Here is a 14,260-nt window from a genome sequence, read left to right as displayed (position 1 = left end):
GGGGGCCGCGGACAGGACCGCGCACGGGGGCCGGGACGGCGGGTGCGGAAGGTCAGCCGGCGCGGCGCGCCGCCGCGAGCAGCCCCTCCCAGTCGGGGATCTTCACCCGCTCGCGGCGCAGGCTCCGTCCCAGCTCCGCCTCCGCCCGCTCGATGTCGAGCCAGCCGCGCCACCCGACCGGCTCACGGCCCGACGCCCGCAGCGCCGTCGGCGGATCGGCGTCGGAGATCCGGCGGCCGAGCAGGACGTCGGCGTCCTCCAGCAGCGAGCGGACCGTCTCCTTCGCACACGACCGGTTGGTGCCGATCACCCCGGTCGGGCCGCGCTTGATCCACCCGGCGACGTACTCGCCCGGCGAGGGCGCCCCGTCGCGCAGCACCCGTCCCGCCTCGTGGGGCACCGTCCCCGTCGTCCGGTCGAAGGGCAGCCCCGGCAGCGGAACGCCGCGGTAGCCCACCGACCGCAGCACCAGCTCCGCCGGGATCTCCTCGTACCGTCCCGTGCCCGTCACGCCGCCGCGTCCGTCCGGCGCCGTCCGCTCGAAGCGCACCGCGCGCACGGCGCCCTCCGGACCGGCGAGCACCTCCACGGGCCGCAGGAAGAAGCGCAGCCGCACGCGGCGCGCCCGCCCCGGCGGCTCCCGGCGCGCCCAGCCGTCCAGCACGCCGAGGTTCCGGCGGGCGACGGCGGGCAGGGAGTCGGGCGCCCCGTACGCCGGGTCGAGCTCCAGCTCCTCGCGGCGCACCACGGCCTCGGCGTCGGGCAGGGCGTCCAGCTCGCGCAGCTCCTTGGTGGTGAACTTCGCCTGGGACGGGCCGCGCCGCCCCACCACGTGGACGTCGGCCGGGGCCCCCGCGGCCAGCGCGTCCAGCGCGGCCTGCGGCACGTCGGTGCCGCGCAGCTCGTCCGCGTCGTGCGCCAGGAAGCGCGCCACGTCGACGGCGACGTTGCCGACCCCGATCACCACGGCCGACCGCACCCCCAGGGCGAAGCGGTACGCGGCCGCGTCCGGGTGGGCGCTGTACCAGGAGACGAAGTCGGTCGCGGAGAAACTGCCCGGAAGGTCCTCGCCCGGGATGCCGAGCCGCCGGTCGGCCGCCGCGCCGACGCAGTACACCACCGCGTGGTAGAGGGAGAGCAGCTCCTCGGTGCCCACGCCGTTCGGGGCGTTCCGCCCGACGGGGACGTTGCCCAGGAAGCGCACCCGCGGATGCTCCAGCACCCGGCGCAGGGTGTCCTGCAACGACTTGATCTTCTCGTGGTCCGGGGCGACGCCGTAGCGCACCAGACCGTACGGACACGGCAGGCGGTCCAGCACGTCGACCGCCACGTCCGGCGGGCCCTGCCGTTCCACCAGGGCCTGCGCCGTGTAGACCCCACTGGGCCCCGACCCGACCACCGCGACACGAAGCGGACCGCCCACGACACGGCTCCTTCCGTCCGGGATGCGCCCGGACTCCGCCCGGAGACCTCCAGCATCCCACCGCGGGGCGGCGGACGGGAACGGGGACGCGCGACCCGCCGCCCGTTCCCGTCCGTCGGAGGGCGGCCCTAGCGCATCGCGCGCATCCGGCCGATCTCGGCGGTCTGCTGGACGGCCACGTCGCCGGCCATCTCCTGGACCTGGGTGTCCCGCCCCTCCCGCACCGCGTCCTCGGCCATCGTCACGGCCCCCTCGTGGTGGGCGATCATCAGCTTCAGGAACAGCGCGTCGAAGTCCTCGCCGCGGGCCGCCCGCAGCTCGTCGAGCTGTTCCTCGGTCGCCATGCCCGGCATCGACGCACCGCCGTGGCCGCCATGCCCGCCGTGCCCACCGTGATCGCCGTGGTCGCCGTGGCCGCCGCCCTCCTCCCCGCCGTTGCGCTCCAGCCAGCTGCGCATCGCCCGGATCTCCGGACGCTGGGCCGCGGAGATCCGGTCCGCGAGGCGACGGACCTTCTCCGACTTCGCGTGCTTCTCGGCCAGGTCGGTCATCACCAGGGCCTGCCCGTGGTGCTCGATCATCTTCGAGACGTACGCGAAGTCCGCCTCGTTGGGCTCGGGGTTGCTCTTCTCGCCCGCCTTCGCGGCCTCCTCGGCGGAGAGCGTCTCGGCGGCCTCACCCGGTTCGCCGGGGGCGATCACGGAGGGGCCGCCCTTGGCGGGGGCCGCCTTCTCGGAGCCGTCGTCGCAGCCGGTCGTTCCCGCCAGCACGGCCAGCGCGGTCAGTGCGGCGAGCGCGGACGGGAGCGCGGGAAAGGGAAGCCGGGATCTGTGACGGTCCGTCACTCTTCCTCCTGGGGCACGGGTACGCCGGTTCTCCCGATCCTGGCACGGACGGGGCGGGATCGGGCACCGCTGTCGACACCGTGTTCGTTTTCCACTGTCGGGAGCGGTGCGCGAGGGGCCATACTGCCGAAGTCCGTCGTCCGTTCAACTCGGAGCGGAGGAATGCGGATTGACAGGGAGGAAGCAGTGACGTCGTTGCCCAGACCCCGCGCACGGCGCAGACGCCTCGGCGCGGCAGCGGCCGTTTTCGGCCTGCTGGCCACGCTCTTCGCCGCCGGACCGGCGGCGGCCGTCCCCGACCCGGGCGACCCCTCGGCGACCTCGGGCAAGGCGTCGAAGCAGGACCGCAAGGAAGCCCGGGCCGCCATCGAGAGCGGCGAGGTGCCCGGCGTGGACGAGGTCGTCCACAGCAGGAACGTCTCCCACCTGACCAACCTGCCCAAGGGGGCGTTGAAGAACCTCAACACGGACCTGGCCTTCCAGGGCCGCTACGCCTTCGCCGGCAACTACGACGGCTTCACCGTCTACGACATCAGCAGGCCGAAGTCCCCGAAGATCGTGAGTCAGGTGCTCTGCCCGGGCGGACAGAACGACATCTCCGTCTCCGGGGACCTGCTCTTCCTGTCCACCGACTCCTCCCGCAGCGACGACTCCTGCAACAGCACCGCGATGTCGCCGACGGAGAAGAGCGCCTGGGAGGGCATCAAGGTCTTCGACATCAGCGACAAGCGCAACCCGGAGTACGTCGCCTCCGTCGAGACCGCCTGCGGCTCGCACACCCACACGCTGGTGCCCGACCGCAAGGACGTCTACGTCTACGTCTCGTCCTACTTCCCGGACGAGACCTTCCCCGACTGCCGGCCGCCGCACGACGGCATCTCGATCGTCAAGGTGCCCCGGAAGGCGCCCGAGAACGCGTCGGTCGTCGACTTCCCCGTCCTCTTCCCGGACGGCGGCAACCCCGGCGAGCCGGAGAACCCGGGCGTCACGCCGACCACCGGCTGCCACGACATCACCACCTTCCCCGAGCTGGAGATCGCCGCGGGCGCGTGCATGGGCGACGGCATCCTGATGGACATCTCCGACCCCGCCGAGCCCCGTGTCGTCGACCGGGTCCAGGACAACGAGAACTTCGCGTTCTGGCACTCGGCGACCTTCAGCGAGAACGGCCGCAAGGTCGTCTTCACCGACGAGCTGGGCGGCGGCGTCGGCGCCACCTGCAACGCCGAGGTCGGCGACAAGCGCGGCGCCAACGGCATCTACCACATCACCGGCAAGGGCGACGACCGCAAGCTGGTGTTCAAGAGCTACTTCAAGATCCCCCGGCACCAGGCCGACACCGAGAACTGCGTCGCCCACAACGGCTCGCTGATCCCGGTCAAGGGCCGCGACATCATGGTCCAGGCGTGGTACCAGGGCGGCGTCTCCGTCTGGGAGTTCACCGACTCCACCAAGCCCAGGGAGATCGGGTACTTCGAGCGCGGCCCGTACTCCGACCCCGACTCCATCGGCGGTTCGTGGTCGGCGTACTACTACAACGGCCACGTCTACTCGAACGACATCCAGATGGGCTTCGACGTCCTGAAGATCCGGGACCCGCGCACCGCCGGCGCCGAGCGCGTCAGGCTCTGGGAGTTCAACGCCCAGACGCAGCCCGACTACCGCTGACCGGTCAGCGGCAACAGCGAGCCCCCGCCGGACGCCTCCGACTCCGGGGCGTCCGGCGGGAACCCCAGCTCCCAGTCCAGCCCGTACCGCCCGAACAGCTCGGCGCGCAGCCGCGCCGCCGGCATGGGCGCCCCGGGCAGCAGGACGGCGAAGACGGCCCCCATCAGCAGCGCGCGCAGCATCGGGTAGTCGGCGTCGGGGTCGCGCGACCCGTAACGGACGATGGTGTCGCGCAGCAGCGCGGCCAGGCGCCGCTGCTCGTCGCACTGGACGAAGCCCTCCTGCTGGAGGATCCCGGCCATGTGCGTGCGCATGAGCTTCGGCCGGTCGCGGGCGAGCCCGAGGATGGCGTCGATCGCACGGGCCAGCGACTCCCGTCCGGCGTCCGGCCCCGTCGGCCGCGGCTCGCGCTCCAGGGCCTCGGCCAGGGTGAGGTGCATCAGCCGGTGGACGGCGGACTGCAGCAACTGCCGTTTGCCCGGGAAGTAGTACGACACCAGCCCCCGCGCCGAACCCGCCCGGTCCGCGATGTCCCCCAGCGTGGTGGCCTCGTAGCCGCGCTCGTCGACCAGCTCCACCGTCGCCCGCAGCAGCCGTTCACGGGATCGTCGGCGCAATTCCTCATTGACCGATGCGCTGCGAGGGGACATCCTGTAACTCCTGCGTTGACTGGCTGCGGGCCAATATACTCATGGGTCTTCGGGCCCGGACGGCGAACGTCCGTGGCCCGAACTGCGCCGATCTCGGGCGACGCGGGGGATCGCCCGAGATCGGCCCTTCTCTCCCGCCGGTCACGGCGCCCTCCGCCCGCCGTGCGCCCGGGAGCGGTCCACCAGCGCCGGCACCGGCCGCAGCCCGTCGGGCCGCCGGTCGCAGGGCAGGTGGTCGACCAGGTGGACCGAGCACCCCAGCGCGGCGGCTCCCGCGTCCGCGTGCCGGTCGTCGCCGACCATCAGGGCCTCCTCGGGGCTCACCCCCAGGGCGGCGCAGGCCAGCCGGAAGATCTCCGGCTCCGGCTTCTGGACGCCGTGCTCGTAGGAGAGCACGTAGGCGTCCACGTGACGGTCCAGACCGTGAGCGCGGAACACCGGGCGCAGGTCCCAGCCGATGTTGCTCACCACCGCCACCGGTACCCCGCGTTCCCGCAGCGCGCCCAGCACCTCGGCGGTGTCGGGATAGGGCCGCCAGGCCTCCGGCCGCATGTGCCGGTCGTACAGCGCGTCGTACAGCTCCGGGCGCGGCAGCGGCACCCGACGGGCCAGCGCGGTGTAGACGGCGCGGTGGTGCGCGGCGCTGCGGTCGCGCTCCCGCCACGGTTCCCGCAGATCGGCGGGGAGGGCGCGGGGGGAGGACCCGCCCGGCAGCGCGCCGGCCTCCTCCAGCGCCGCCGCGAGGCGGGCCGTCTCGCCGTCGGGCAGGACGACGCCCGCCTCGTCCAGGACGGCGCGCAGCCAGACCTCGGTCGGCTCGACGCGCAGCAGTGTTCCGGAGAAGTCGAAGAGCACGCCCCTGATCGTCATGGGGCCGATCCTTCCGGCCCGCGCCCCTCCGGCAAAGGGGGCCTCGCGCCGCTCCGGTGCCACAGCGCCGCCGCGGTCGCGGCCACGGCGGCGCCCAGCAGCCAGCCGGTGACCACGTCGGTGAGCCAGTGCACGCCCAGGTAGAGCCGGGTGAAGCCCACCCCGACCACGGTGATCGCGCCGGCCCACAGCACGGCCAGGCGCACGGCCCGACGGACCGCGTACAGGTGCGCCAGCCACAGCAGCAGACCGCAGGTGAGCGCCGCCGTCATGGCGTGGCCGGAGGGCAGCGCCGCGAACTCCGCGGAGTCGACGGGGCGCGTCCAGCGGGGCCGGTCGCGGTCGAAGAGGGCCTTGAGGCCCTGTTGGAGGAGGGTGCCGACGAGGGCGGTGGCCGCGACCCAGAGCGCCGGGCGCGGTTGGCCGCGCAGCAGGAGCCACAGGAACACCGCGGTCAGCAGGGCCCGCATGGTCCAGGGGTCCCACACCCAGTCGGTCAGCACCCGGTTGAGCCGGGTCCAGCCGGGTTCGGCGAGCGCCGAGCGGTGCAGCTCGGCGGCGACGTGGGCGTCGAACGCCAACAGCGGGTCCCAGCCCGCCACGACGAGCGTCGAGAGCACGGCCGCCGCGGCCGTGCACCCCACCGCGGTGAGACGAAGGAAAGGGGAGGGCATGGTTCCGATCGTCGCCCGTGGACGGGCGGCCAAACCATCGGACGGGCCGCGTGTCGTCCGGTGCCGTCCGTGTGGCCCGAGGCTCAGCCCAGCGCCCTGAGTCCGGGGACGAAGGCCACCGCCAACGGGATCAGCGGCACCATGGACGCCAGCGCGGTCAACCGCAGCCGCCGGACGACCGACAGCCGGGGCGGGGCCGCCAACAGCCGGTCGACCCGCTGCGGCACCTGCGCGTGGTGCGGCGGGTACGGGGTGAAGACCCCGCGCTCCTCGTTCAACTCGACCAGCGCCAGGGCCACCGCCAGGCGCCCGCAGCGCCGCGAGGCCGCGTCGTCGGCCGCCAGTTCCACCAGCCGGTGCACCTGGTCCCGGAACGCGCGGAAGACCGGCACCTGCGGGAAGCCCGTCGCGAGCGCGGAGGAGCAGTGCAGCAGCCAGTCGTGGCGGGCGCGCAGATGCCCCTGCTCGTGGGCGAGGATCGCGTCGAGCTCCCGCCCTCCGAGCCGCCGCAGCGTCGCGGTGGTGACCACCAGCCGGGGCGTGTCCCCCGGCAGCCACCAGGCGTCCGGACGCTCGCCCTCCAGCACCACCAGCCGCTCTTCGGAACCGGCCTCCTCACCGGGCAGCAGCGGGGCGCGGTCGAGGAGTTCGGCACGCCGCCTGCGGCGCCGGGCCCGCGCGCCGCGGATCTCCCGGGTGAGCATCGCGGCCGTCCAGACACCGCCGCAGGCGAGCACCACCGCCACCACCGCGGGCCAGGACTCGCCGAACGCGCTCAGCCCGTACGCCTCGACGACCCGGCTGGGGGCGGGGGCGAAGACGTGTCCGCGCACGGCCTGCCAGGCCGCCGCTCCGGAGAGGGCCATGGCCAGCACGCAGCACAGCAGCACGGCGACCACCACGCACTGCCACACCCACAACGCCAACACGGGCTCACGGTCCGGCCAGGAGCCACGGGCCAGCACACGCGGCGCCGTCGCCGCGACCAGTGCGCCCAGGAGGAGCAGTGCGAGCGCGACCATCATGGCAACAGCCTATGAGTCCACGGCCACCCTGCTTCCGGGGGAGGCGAGGAAGTGACGCACGCCTCACGGGGATCGGTGGACGGGACCGGTGGACGGGGCCGGCGGCGGTCGACGGGGCGCCGGGATCACACGGCCAGAAGCATCGCGAACATCCCCAGCCCCATCGACAGGCGGCAGGCCACCGCCACCTCCGGCAGCCGCAGCAGACCGGTCACGGTGTCCCCGGCCCCCCGGCCGCCGTCACCGCCACCGCCGTCACGGGGGCCGGGGCCGGTGGCGCCCACGGGAACCAGCCGGACGCCCGCGCGCAGCACGTACCCGGCGAAGTAGACCAGCAGCACCCCCGTCAGCACCGGTGTCCAGGCCGGGGCCGCGTGGTGCCCGCCCGGATGGCCGCCGACCGTCATGGCGAGCGCCATGTGGACCATGGCCAGGGCGCCGACGGCGTGGTGGAGGTGGTGCGCCGGGGCGTGCCGCACCAGCGCCAGCTCGCGCACCGCCGCGGCACCGAAGACCACGGCGAAGACCTGCGGCGGCAGGGGGTCCACCGCCGACGCGGGCAGTGCCATCACCGCCATTCCGAACCCCATGAACGCCTCGCCCGCGGCCGTCCGCCGCTGCCGGGGCGTCCCGTCGCGCATCCGCAGCAGGCAGTACGCGCCCACGCCGCCGCACAGGGCCACCAGCAGCCAGCCGACCGGCTCCGGTCCGTGCACCGCGCACCTCCCCGACCGGCCCCCCGACCGGTTTCCGCGGGAAGGATGCCCACCGCCGCGCCCGTCCACGGGAGCGCGCGGAGGCACCCGGGGAGCGCGACCGGGGCGCAGGGGGCGGGATGCGCCCTAGATGCCGGGGCGGTGGCGCAGGGGGTGGTCCTCGGGGACCTCGACGAGGACGATCCGCACCCCGTCCGGGTCGCGGATCCACATCTCCACCAGCCCCCACGGCTCCCGCCTGGGCTCCCGCAGCACCTCCACGCCGCGGTCGGCCAGCTCCCGGTGGGCCGCGGCGACGTCGGCGACCTGCAACCACAGTTGCAGTCCCGGGGCGGGAGGCTCCGCGGAGCGGCCGGAGACCTCCAGGAACCCGCCGCCGAGGAAGTAGACGGTCCCGCGCTCCGGCCCGGTGCCGAACTCCCGGTAGACGGCCAGGCCCAGCGTGTCGCCGTAGAAGGTCCGCGAGCGCTCCGGGTCGGTGGGGCGCAGCAGCACCCGGCTGCTCAGTACGTGCACCATGGTCGGAGCCTAGCGCCGGCGGCCCGCCGGACCGGGACGCGCACGGGCCGATTAGGCTCGGCGCCATGAACGTCCCGAACACCGTGAACGCCCCGGACGCCGCGGGCGTCCCCGCCGCCGACCTCCGCTTCCGGACCGCCTCCGAGGACGACGTCCCCGCGCTGGTCGCCCTGGTGGAGACGGCCTACCGCGGGGAGGCCAGCCGGGCGGGCTGGACCACCGAGGCGGACCTGCTGGACGGACAGCGCACGGACCCCGAGGGCGTCGCCGAGATCATCAGGACCCCCGACAGCATGGTGCTGGTGGCCGAGCGGGACGGGCGGCCGGTCGCCTGCTGCCAACTGGAGCGCAGGACGGACGAGGAGGGGGAGCCCGTCGCGTACTTCGGGATGTTCGCCGTCCGGCCGACCCTCCAGGGCGGGGGACTGGGCCGGGCCGTCCTGGCGGAGGCCGAGCGGCTGGTGCGCACCGAGTGGGGGGTCCGGGAGATGCACATGACCGTGATCACCGCCCGGGAGGAGCTGATCGCCTGGTACGAGCGGCGCGGCTACGTCCGCACCGGGAGGAGGAGCCCCTTCCCGTACGGCGACGAGCGCTTCGGCATCCCGCGCCGCCCCGACCTGGAGTTCGAGCTGCTGGTCAAGCCGCTTCGCTGACGGCCCGCCGGACGGCGGGCAGGTCGGTGACCACCCCGTCCAGCCCCAGTTCGCGGACGCGGGCCACGTCCTGCTCGGTGTTGACCGTCCAGGAGATCACCTTGACGCCCGCCTCGTGACAGCGCCGGACGACGTCCTCGTCCAGCCACTTCAGCTCGCAGGAGACCATCCCCGCGCCCAGTTCCACGGCGCGCTCGGGCGCGGTGGGGGTGGACCTGCCCGTGACCAGCGCGATGGGGATGTCGGGCAGCAGCTTGCGGGTCTCGCGCAGGGCGTCGTCGTGGAACGAGATCACGGTGACGCGGTCGTGCAGGCCGCGCCGCTCGATGGTCTCGGCGAGCACCCGGGCCGCGGCGCGGTCCTTGATCTCCGCCTGGAGCGGGGCGGAGACCGCGTCCACGACCTCCTCGAAGACCGGGACCCTCTCGCCCCGACCCGCGTCCAGCGCGCGCAGCTCGGCGAGGGTCATCCCGGCCACCGGACCGGAACCGTCGGTGGTGCGGTCCACCTCCGCGTCGTGCATCACCACCAGCGCGCCGTCCCGGCTCAGGTGGAGGTCCAGTTCGATGACGTCGAAGCCCTCGCGGTCGGCCCGGACGAAGGAGCGCAGGGTGTTCTCCGGTTCGACACCCATCACTCCGCGGTGCCCGACGGTGAGCAGTGGCACGGTGTGTTCTCGCTTTCCTGCGGCGCCGACGGCGGGACGGACGGTGTGTACGGGCGGCCAGGGTAGCCGTGCGTGAACGCCGTCCGCGGACCGGGGTCGACCGGTGCGCGCGGGGCCCGGCACGGCGGGTCCGGGCGGCGTGGAAGACGGATCCGGCGCTCGGTGAGGCGCCGACGGCCCCGGTGGTCCCCGCCGGTTCCATGGGATGACCGATGCGCGCTTTGCCCTACTTTTACAGGCATGTCTTCTGTTTCAGGTGCCGAAAGCAGGAAAAACATCGGTGGTGTGAGACGTGCGCCGAAGGATTTCCTTGGTCTCGGGTTGATCGGGGAAGTCTCCGCAGATACGGTGCTGTGGCAAGAGTTTCTCCTGTGAAGGGGTAGTGATGACGGAAATCCTTTCGCCCGTAGGCGCAACGGGTGGTGCTCTGTCCACCGGTGGCCCGTCCACGGACCGCGTCGTGGACCACCCCGCCTGGGCGGTGCTCAAGGAGGCCGTCGAGGCCATCCGTCCGGCCCAGTCCAAGGACGGCTCCATCGACTTCGACGCCGAGGGCGCCCCCTCCCGGGCCGAGGTCGAGCGGCACCTCGACCGCGTCGTGGCCGCCGTCGAGGAACTCGCCCCGCTGCTGCCGCACAACGAGGAGTACCACCGCGCGCTGGTGGCCGACCTGCGCCGCTGGGCCGAGAGCGGATTCGCGGTCCCCGACTTCCTGGACTCCCTGCTGGCCTTCCAGCCCGCCCGGCAGCGCGTCGACGGCCTCCAGCACCTGGTCGTCTTCCCCATGTACACGCAGAACGGCAACCCGAACCGCAACCTGGAGGCCGTCGTCCTGCGCGTGGTCTGGCCGGACTGGCTGGCCGACCTGGAGCGCACCCGCTACGACAACCCGCTCTTCCTCGGCATCACCTTCGAGGACTTCACCGGCGGCTACGACACCCACTCCGCCGTCCTCTTCCCCGAGACCGTCGCCGTGCGCGAGGTGCCCGAGCGGTTCACCTGGGGCGGCATCTTCTGCGACCGCGAGGCGGCCCGCTTCCGCCGCGTCATCGACGCCGCCTGCGAGGTCACCAAGCTGGAACTGCCCGAGGACGCCCGCGGCCTGCTCACCGACCAGCACCGCGCCCAGCAGACCTTCGTGCTGTGGGACATGATCCACGACCGCACCCACAGCCACGGCGACCTGCCCTTCGACCCGTTCATGATCAAGCAGCGCCAGCCGTTCTGGATGTACGGCATCGAGGAGCTGCGCTGCGACCTGACCGCCTTCCACGAGGCCGTGAAGCTGGAGGCGGACGGCTATGCGCAGGGGCGCGACGTGCAGTACGCCGTGCTCCTGGAGCGCCTGTTCCGCTTCCCCGTCACCGGCGAGCGCAACCGCAACTACGACGGGCTGGGCGGCCAGTTGCTGTTCGCCTACCTCCACAAGCACGACGCCCTGCGCTGGACGGACAACAAGCTCTCCATCGACTGGCAGCGGGCCCGCGAGGTCACCGCGCGTCTGCGCGAGGAGATCGAGACCCTCTACCGGGAGGGCATCGACCGTCCGAAGCTGGTCCACTGGTTCAAGGCGTACGAACTGGTGTCGACCTACCTCGCCCCGCACCCCGGCTCCACCTGGGCCAAGGGCCCCGACGCGCTCGACCTCGGCCTGCCGCCGCGCAAGCTGGTGGACGAGGTGCTCCCGGACGAGTTCCCGCTGAGCATGTTCTACGAGGCGCTCGCCAAGAAGCTGCGGAACGTGATCGCCTCGACCAAGGGCATCACCGCCGACTCCGCCACCCCGGTCGCGGCGTGAACGCCGGGACCACGGGGAACACCGGAACCGCCGGGACCGTCGACAGCAGAGGGGCGACCACCATGACCAGCAGTTTCAGCAACGGCAACGGCAACGGAGGCCCCCTGGAGGGAGCCGTCGTCGCCGTGGCCGGCGCGGCGGGACCGGCCGGACAGGCCGCGCTGCTGCGCCTGGCCGAGCGGGGAGCCACGGTCGTGGCCGCCGACTACGACGCCGAGCGGCTGGCCGCCGCCGTGGACCGGGCCCGCTTCGCCCACGGCGGCGCCACCGTCACCGGCGACATCATCGACCTGCTGGACCCGGACGCCACCCGCGAGTGGGCCACCCGCACCGAGAAGGAGTACGGGCGGGTCGACGGGCTGGTGCACCTGGTGGGCGGCTGGCGCGGCTCGGCGGCCTTCGCCGAGACCGACCTGTCCCACTGGGACCTGCTGGAGAAGCTGCTGGTCCGCACCGTCCAGCACACCTCCCTGGCCTTCGAGGGCGCGCTGCGCCGCAGCGGCAAGGGACGCTACGTGCTGGTCAGCGCCGCCGGCGCCACCAAGCCCACGGCCGGCAACGCCGCCTACGCCGCGGCCAAGGCCGCCGCCGAGGCGTGGACCCTGGCGCTGGCCGACTCCTTCCGCAAGACGGGCAAGGGGGCGGACGCCGGCCCACCGGCCGCGGCTGTCATCCTGGTGGTCAAGGCGCTGGTCAACGACGCGATGCGTGCCGAGCGCCCGAATGCCAGGTTCGCGGGCTTCACCGACGTCAAGGATCTCGCCGAGGCCATCACCGACGTCTGGGACAGGCCCGCCGAGGAAGTGAACGGACACCGCCTGTGGCTGACCCCGCAACCGTAGAGGACCACCCGACCGAGGCACCGGCAGCATCCCCGACGACGGACGCCCGGCGCCGCCACGATCCCGGAGCGCGCGGCTTCGCCAGCGACAACTACGCGGGCGCGCACCCGGAGATCCTGGCGGCGCTCGCCCTCGCCAACGGCGGCCACCAGACCGCCTACGGCGACGACGAGTACACCGCCCACCTCCAGGACGTCTTCCGCGCCCACCTCGGCCCCGAGGCGGAGGCCTTCCCGGTCTTCAACGGCACCGGCGCCAACGTCGTCGCCCTCCAGGCGCTCACCGACCGCTGGGGGGCGGTGATCGCCGCGGAGAGCGCCCACATCAACGTGGACGAGTGCGGCGCGCCCGAGCGCGTCGGCGGACTGAAGCTGCTCACCGTGCCCACCGAGCACGGCAAGCTCACCCCCGAGCTGATCGACCGTGAGGCGTACGGCTGGGACGACGAGCACCGGGCGATGCCGCAGGTGGTCTCCATCACCCAGAACACCGAACTGGGCACCGTCTACACCCCCGAGGAGATCCGGGCGATCTGCGAGCACGCCCACGAGCGGGGCATGAGGGTCCACCTCGACGGCGCCCGCATCGCCAACGCCGCCGCCTCGCTGGGGGTGCCCCTGCGGGAGTTCACCACGGACGCCGGCGTGGACGTGCTGTCCTTCGGCGGCACCAAGAACGGCATGCTCTTCGGCGAGGCCGTCGTCGTGCTGAACCCCGGCGCGGTGCGGGCCATGAAGCACCTGCGCAAGCTGTCGATGCAGCTCGCGTCCAAGATGCGGTTCGTCTCGGTGCAGTTCGAGGCGCTGCTCGCCGGCGACCTGTGGCTGCGCAGCGCCTCCCACGCCAACGCCATGGCGCGTCGGCTGGCCGAGGGGGTGCGCACCGTCGACGGCGTGGAGATCCTCCACCCCGTCCAGGCCAACGCCGTCTTCGCCCGGCTCCCGCACGACGTCGCCGAGCGGCTGCGCAAGCGCCACCGCTTCTACTTCTGGGACGAGGCGGCCGGAGTCGTGCGCTGGATGTGCTCCTTCGACACCACCGAGGAGGACGTGGACGGCTTCGTCGCCGCCCTCCGGGAGGAGATGGCGCGGTAGGCGCCGACCCCGTCGTCCGTCGGGGCGGGGAGCCGGCCCACCGGACCGACCCCCCGCCCCGACGCCTCGGTCAGTGGACCCCGACCTCGGCCGGGGCCGGGGCGGTGCCGCCCAGGTGGGCGGGCATCCACCAGGTGTCGTCCGGCCCCTTGGGCCGCACCGGGTACGCCCGCTGCGCCGCCTCCAGCAGTTCCTGGACGCGCTCGCGCAGCCGCTCGGTCAGGTGCGCCACCGACTCGCCCGCGACGGCCCGGATCGGCTCGCCGACCCGGATGGTGATCGGGAAGTGGTTGCGGCCGAAGTCCCGCTTGTGACCCTTGGTCCACAGCCGCTGCGTGCCCCACAGTGCGACGGGCAGCAGCGGAACCCCCGCTTCCTGCGCCATCCGCGCCGCACCCGTCTTGAACTTCTTCAAGGTGAACGACGGGGAGATCGTCGCCTCGGGGAAGATTCCCACGATCTCGCCCGAGCGCAGCGACTTCAGCGCGTGGCGGTAGGCGTGCTCGCCCTGCGAACGGTCCACCGGGATGTGCTTCATGGCGCGCATCAGCGGCCCGGACACCTTGTGCCGGAAGACCGACTCCTTCGCCATGAAGCGCACCAGCCGCTTGGCCGGCCGGGCGGCCAGACCGGCGAAGACGAAGTCGAGGTAGCCGATGTGGTTGCTGGCCAACACCGCGCCGCCGCGCCGCGGTACGTGCTCGGTGCCCTCGATGTCGAAGCGCAGGTCGAGCGCCTTGAACAGGGTGCGGGCGGCGCCAATGACAGGTGGGTACACGAGTTCTGCCATACGGGAGGACCCTTCTGGAAGTA

General features: G+C 73.3%; 15 protein-coding genes. 5 read left to right on the top strand and 10 right to left on the bottom strand.

The genetic code is table 11. The features are described from left to right. Positions 1–52 precede the first annotated feature (52 nt). Entirely contained in the window at positions 53–1,423 is a 1,371-nt protein-coding gene (locus tag ABD335_RS00815; protein ID WP_344320026.1) for an FAD-dependent oxidoreductase, read from the bottom strand. 128 nt (positions 1,424–1,551) lie between these two features. Next, the gene (locus tag ABD335_RS00810) at positions 1,552–2,268 is read right to left on the bottom strand and encodes a DUF305 domain-containing protein (RefSeq protein ID WP_344320025.1); all 717 of its coding nucleotides are present in this window, start codon (positions 2,266–2,268) and stop codon (positions 1,552–1,554) included. Between the two features lie 162 nt (positions 2,269–2,430). Here ABD335_RS00810 and ABD335_RS00805 point away from each other — a divergent pair, with 162 nt between their 5' ends. After that, the gene (locus tag ABD335_RS00805; RefSeq protein ID WP_344320024.1) at positions 2,431–3,936 is read left to right on the top strand and encodes an LVIVD repeat-containing protein; all 1,506 of its coding nucleotides are present in this window, start codon (positions 2,431–2,433) and stop codon (positions 3,934–3,936) included. On the opposite strand, the gene ABD335_RS00800 is transcribed toward ABD335_RS00805, so the two are convergent. The 6 genes from ABD335_RS00800 to ABD335_RS00775 all read right to left on the bottom strand — a co-directional run bounded on the left by ABD335_RS00800 (position 3,927) and on the right by ABD335_RS00775 (position 8,390). Beyond that, the gene (locus tag ABD335_RS00800; protein ID WP_344320023.1) at positions 3,927–4,586 is read right to left on the bottom strand and encodes a TetR/AcrR family transcriptional regulator; all 660 of its coding nucleotides are present in this window, start codon (positions 4,584–4,586) and stop codon (positions 3,927–3,929) included. The genes ABD335_RS00805 and ABD335_RS00800 overlap by 10 nt on opposite strands. Positions 4,587–4,727: 141 nt before the next feature. Next, a complete protein-coding gene (locus tag ABD335_RS00795; RefSeq protein ID WP_344320022.1) occupies positions 4,728–5,456 on the bottom strand; it encodes an HAD family hydrolase in 729 nt (242 codons plus the stop codon). Further along, positions 5,453–6,130: a phosphatase PAP2 family protein gene (locus tag ABD335_RS00790; protein WP_344320021.1), complete on the bottom strand. Its 678-nt coding sequence runs from the start codon at positions 6,128–6,130 to the stop codon at positions 5,453–5,455. Before ABD335_RS00790 ends, ABD335_RS00795 begins: the two co-directional genes overlap by 4 nt. 83 nt (positions 6,131–6,213) lie before the next feature. Next, positions 6,214–7,155: a M56 family metallopeptidase gene (locus ABD335_RS00785; protein ID WP_344320020.1), complete on the bottom strand. Its 942-nt coding sequence runs from the start codon at positions 7,153–7,155 to the stop codon at positions 6,214–6,216. Positions 7,156–7,280: 125 nt separating this feature from the next. Then, positions 7,281–7,871: a DUF5134 domain-containing protein gene (locus ABD335_RS00780; protein WP_344320019.1), complete on the bottom strand. Its 591-nt coding sequence runs from the start codon at positions 7,869–7,871 to the stop codon at positions 7,281–7,283. Positions 7,872–7,997: 126 nt separating this feature from the next. Beyond that, on the bottom strand, positions 7,998–8,390 hold the full coding sequence (locus ABD335_RS00775) for a VOC family protein (RefSeq protein ID WP_344320018.1): 393 nt from the start codon (positions 8,388–8,390) through the stop codon (positions 7,998–8,000). A 65-nt stretch (positions 8,391–8,455) separates the two neighbouring features. Between ABD335_RS00775 and ABD335_RS00770 the strand changes: the two genes are divergently transcribed. Further along, positions 8,456–9,046, top strand: a complete 591-nt coding sequence (locus ABD335_RS00770; protein WP_344320017.1) for a GNAT family N-acetyltransferase — start codon at positions 8,456–8,458, stop codon at positions 9,044–9,046. Here ABD335_RS00770 and ABD335_RS00765 read toward each other — a convergent pair. Next, positions 9,030–9,713, bottom strand: a complete 684-nt coding sequence (locus ABD335_RS00765) for a glycerophosphodiester phosphodiesterase (protein ID WP_344320016.1) — start codon at positions 9,711–9,713, stop codon at positions 9,030–9,032. The genes ABD335_RS00770 and ABD335_RS00765 overlap by 17 nt on opposite strands. Before the next feature lie 385 nt (positions 9,714–10,098). Here ABD335_RS00765 and ABD335_RS00760 point away from each other — a divergent pair, with 385 nt between their 5' ends. From ABD335_RS00760 to ABD335_RS00750, 3 genes are all read left to right on the top strand, one after another. After that, on the top strand, positions 10,099–11,511 hold the full coding sequence (locus ABD335_RS00760) for a DUF6421 family protein (protein WP_344320015.1): 1,413 nt from the start codon (positions 10,099–10,101) through the stop codon (positions 11,509–11,511). A gap of 62 nt (positions 11,512–11,573) precedes the next feature. Beyond that, positions 11,574–12,353 carry an SDR family NAD(P)-dependent oxidoreductase gene (locus tag ABD335_RS00755; protein WP_344320014.1) on the top strand — a complete coding sequence of 260 codons (780 nt, stop codon included), beginning with the start codon at positions 11,574–11,576 and terminating at the stop codon, positions 12,351–12,353. Continuing rightward, entirely contained in the window at positions 12,332–13,447 is a 1,116-nt protein-coding gene (locus ABD335_RS00750) for a threonine aldolase family protein (RefSeq protein WP_344320013.1), read from the top strand. Before ABD335_RS00755 ends, ABD335_RS00750 begins: the two co-directional genes overlap by 22 nt. Before the next feature lie 70 nt (positions 13,448–13,517). Here the strand turns inward: ABD335_RS00750 and ABD335_RS00745 are convergent, their stop codons facing one another. Further along, positions 13,518–14,237, bottom strand: coding sequence for a lysophospholipid acyltransferase family protein (locus ABD335_RS00745; protein WP_344320012.1), 720 nt, complete (start codon positions 14,235–14,237; stop codon positions 13,518–13,520). Positions 14,238–14,260: the final 23 nt, after the last annotated feature.

The sequence above is a fragment of the Streptomyces macrosporus genome (assembly GCF_039533145.1).
GTDB lineage: Bacteria > Actinomycetota > Actinomycetes > Streptomycetales > Streptomycetaceae > Streptomyces > Streptomyces macrosporus.
The sequence above is the reverse complement of the archived record's forward strand: the minus strand, read 5'-3'. Positions and strand labels throughout refer to the sequence as shown.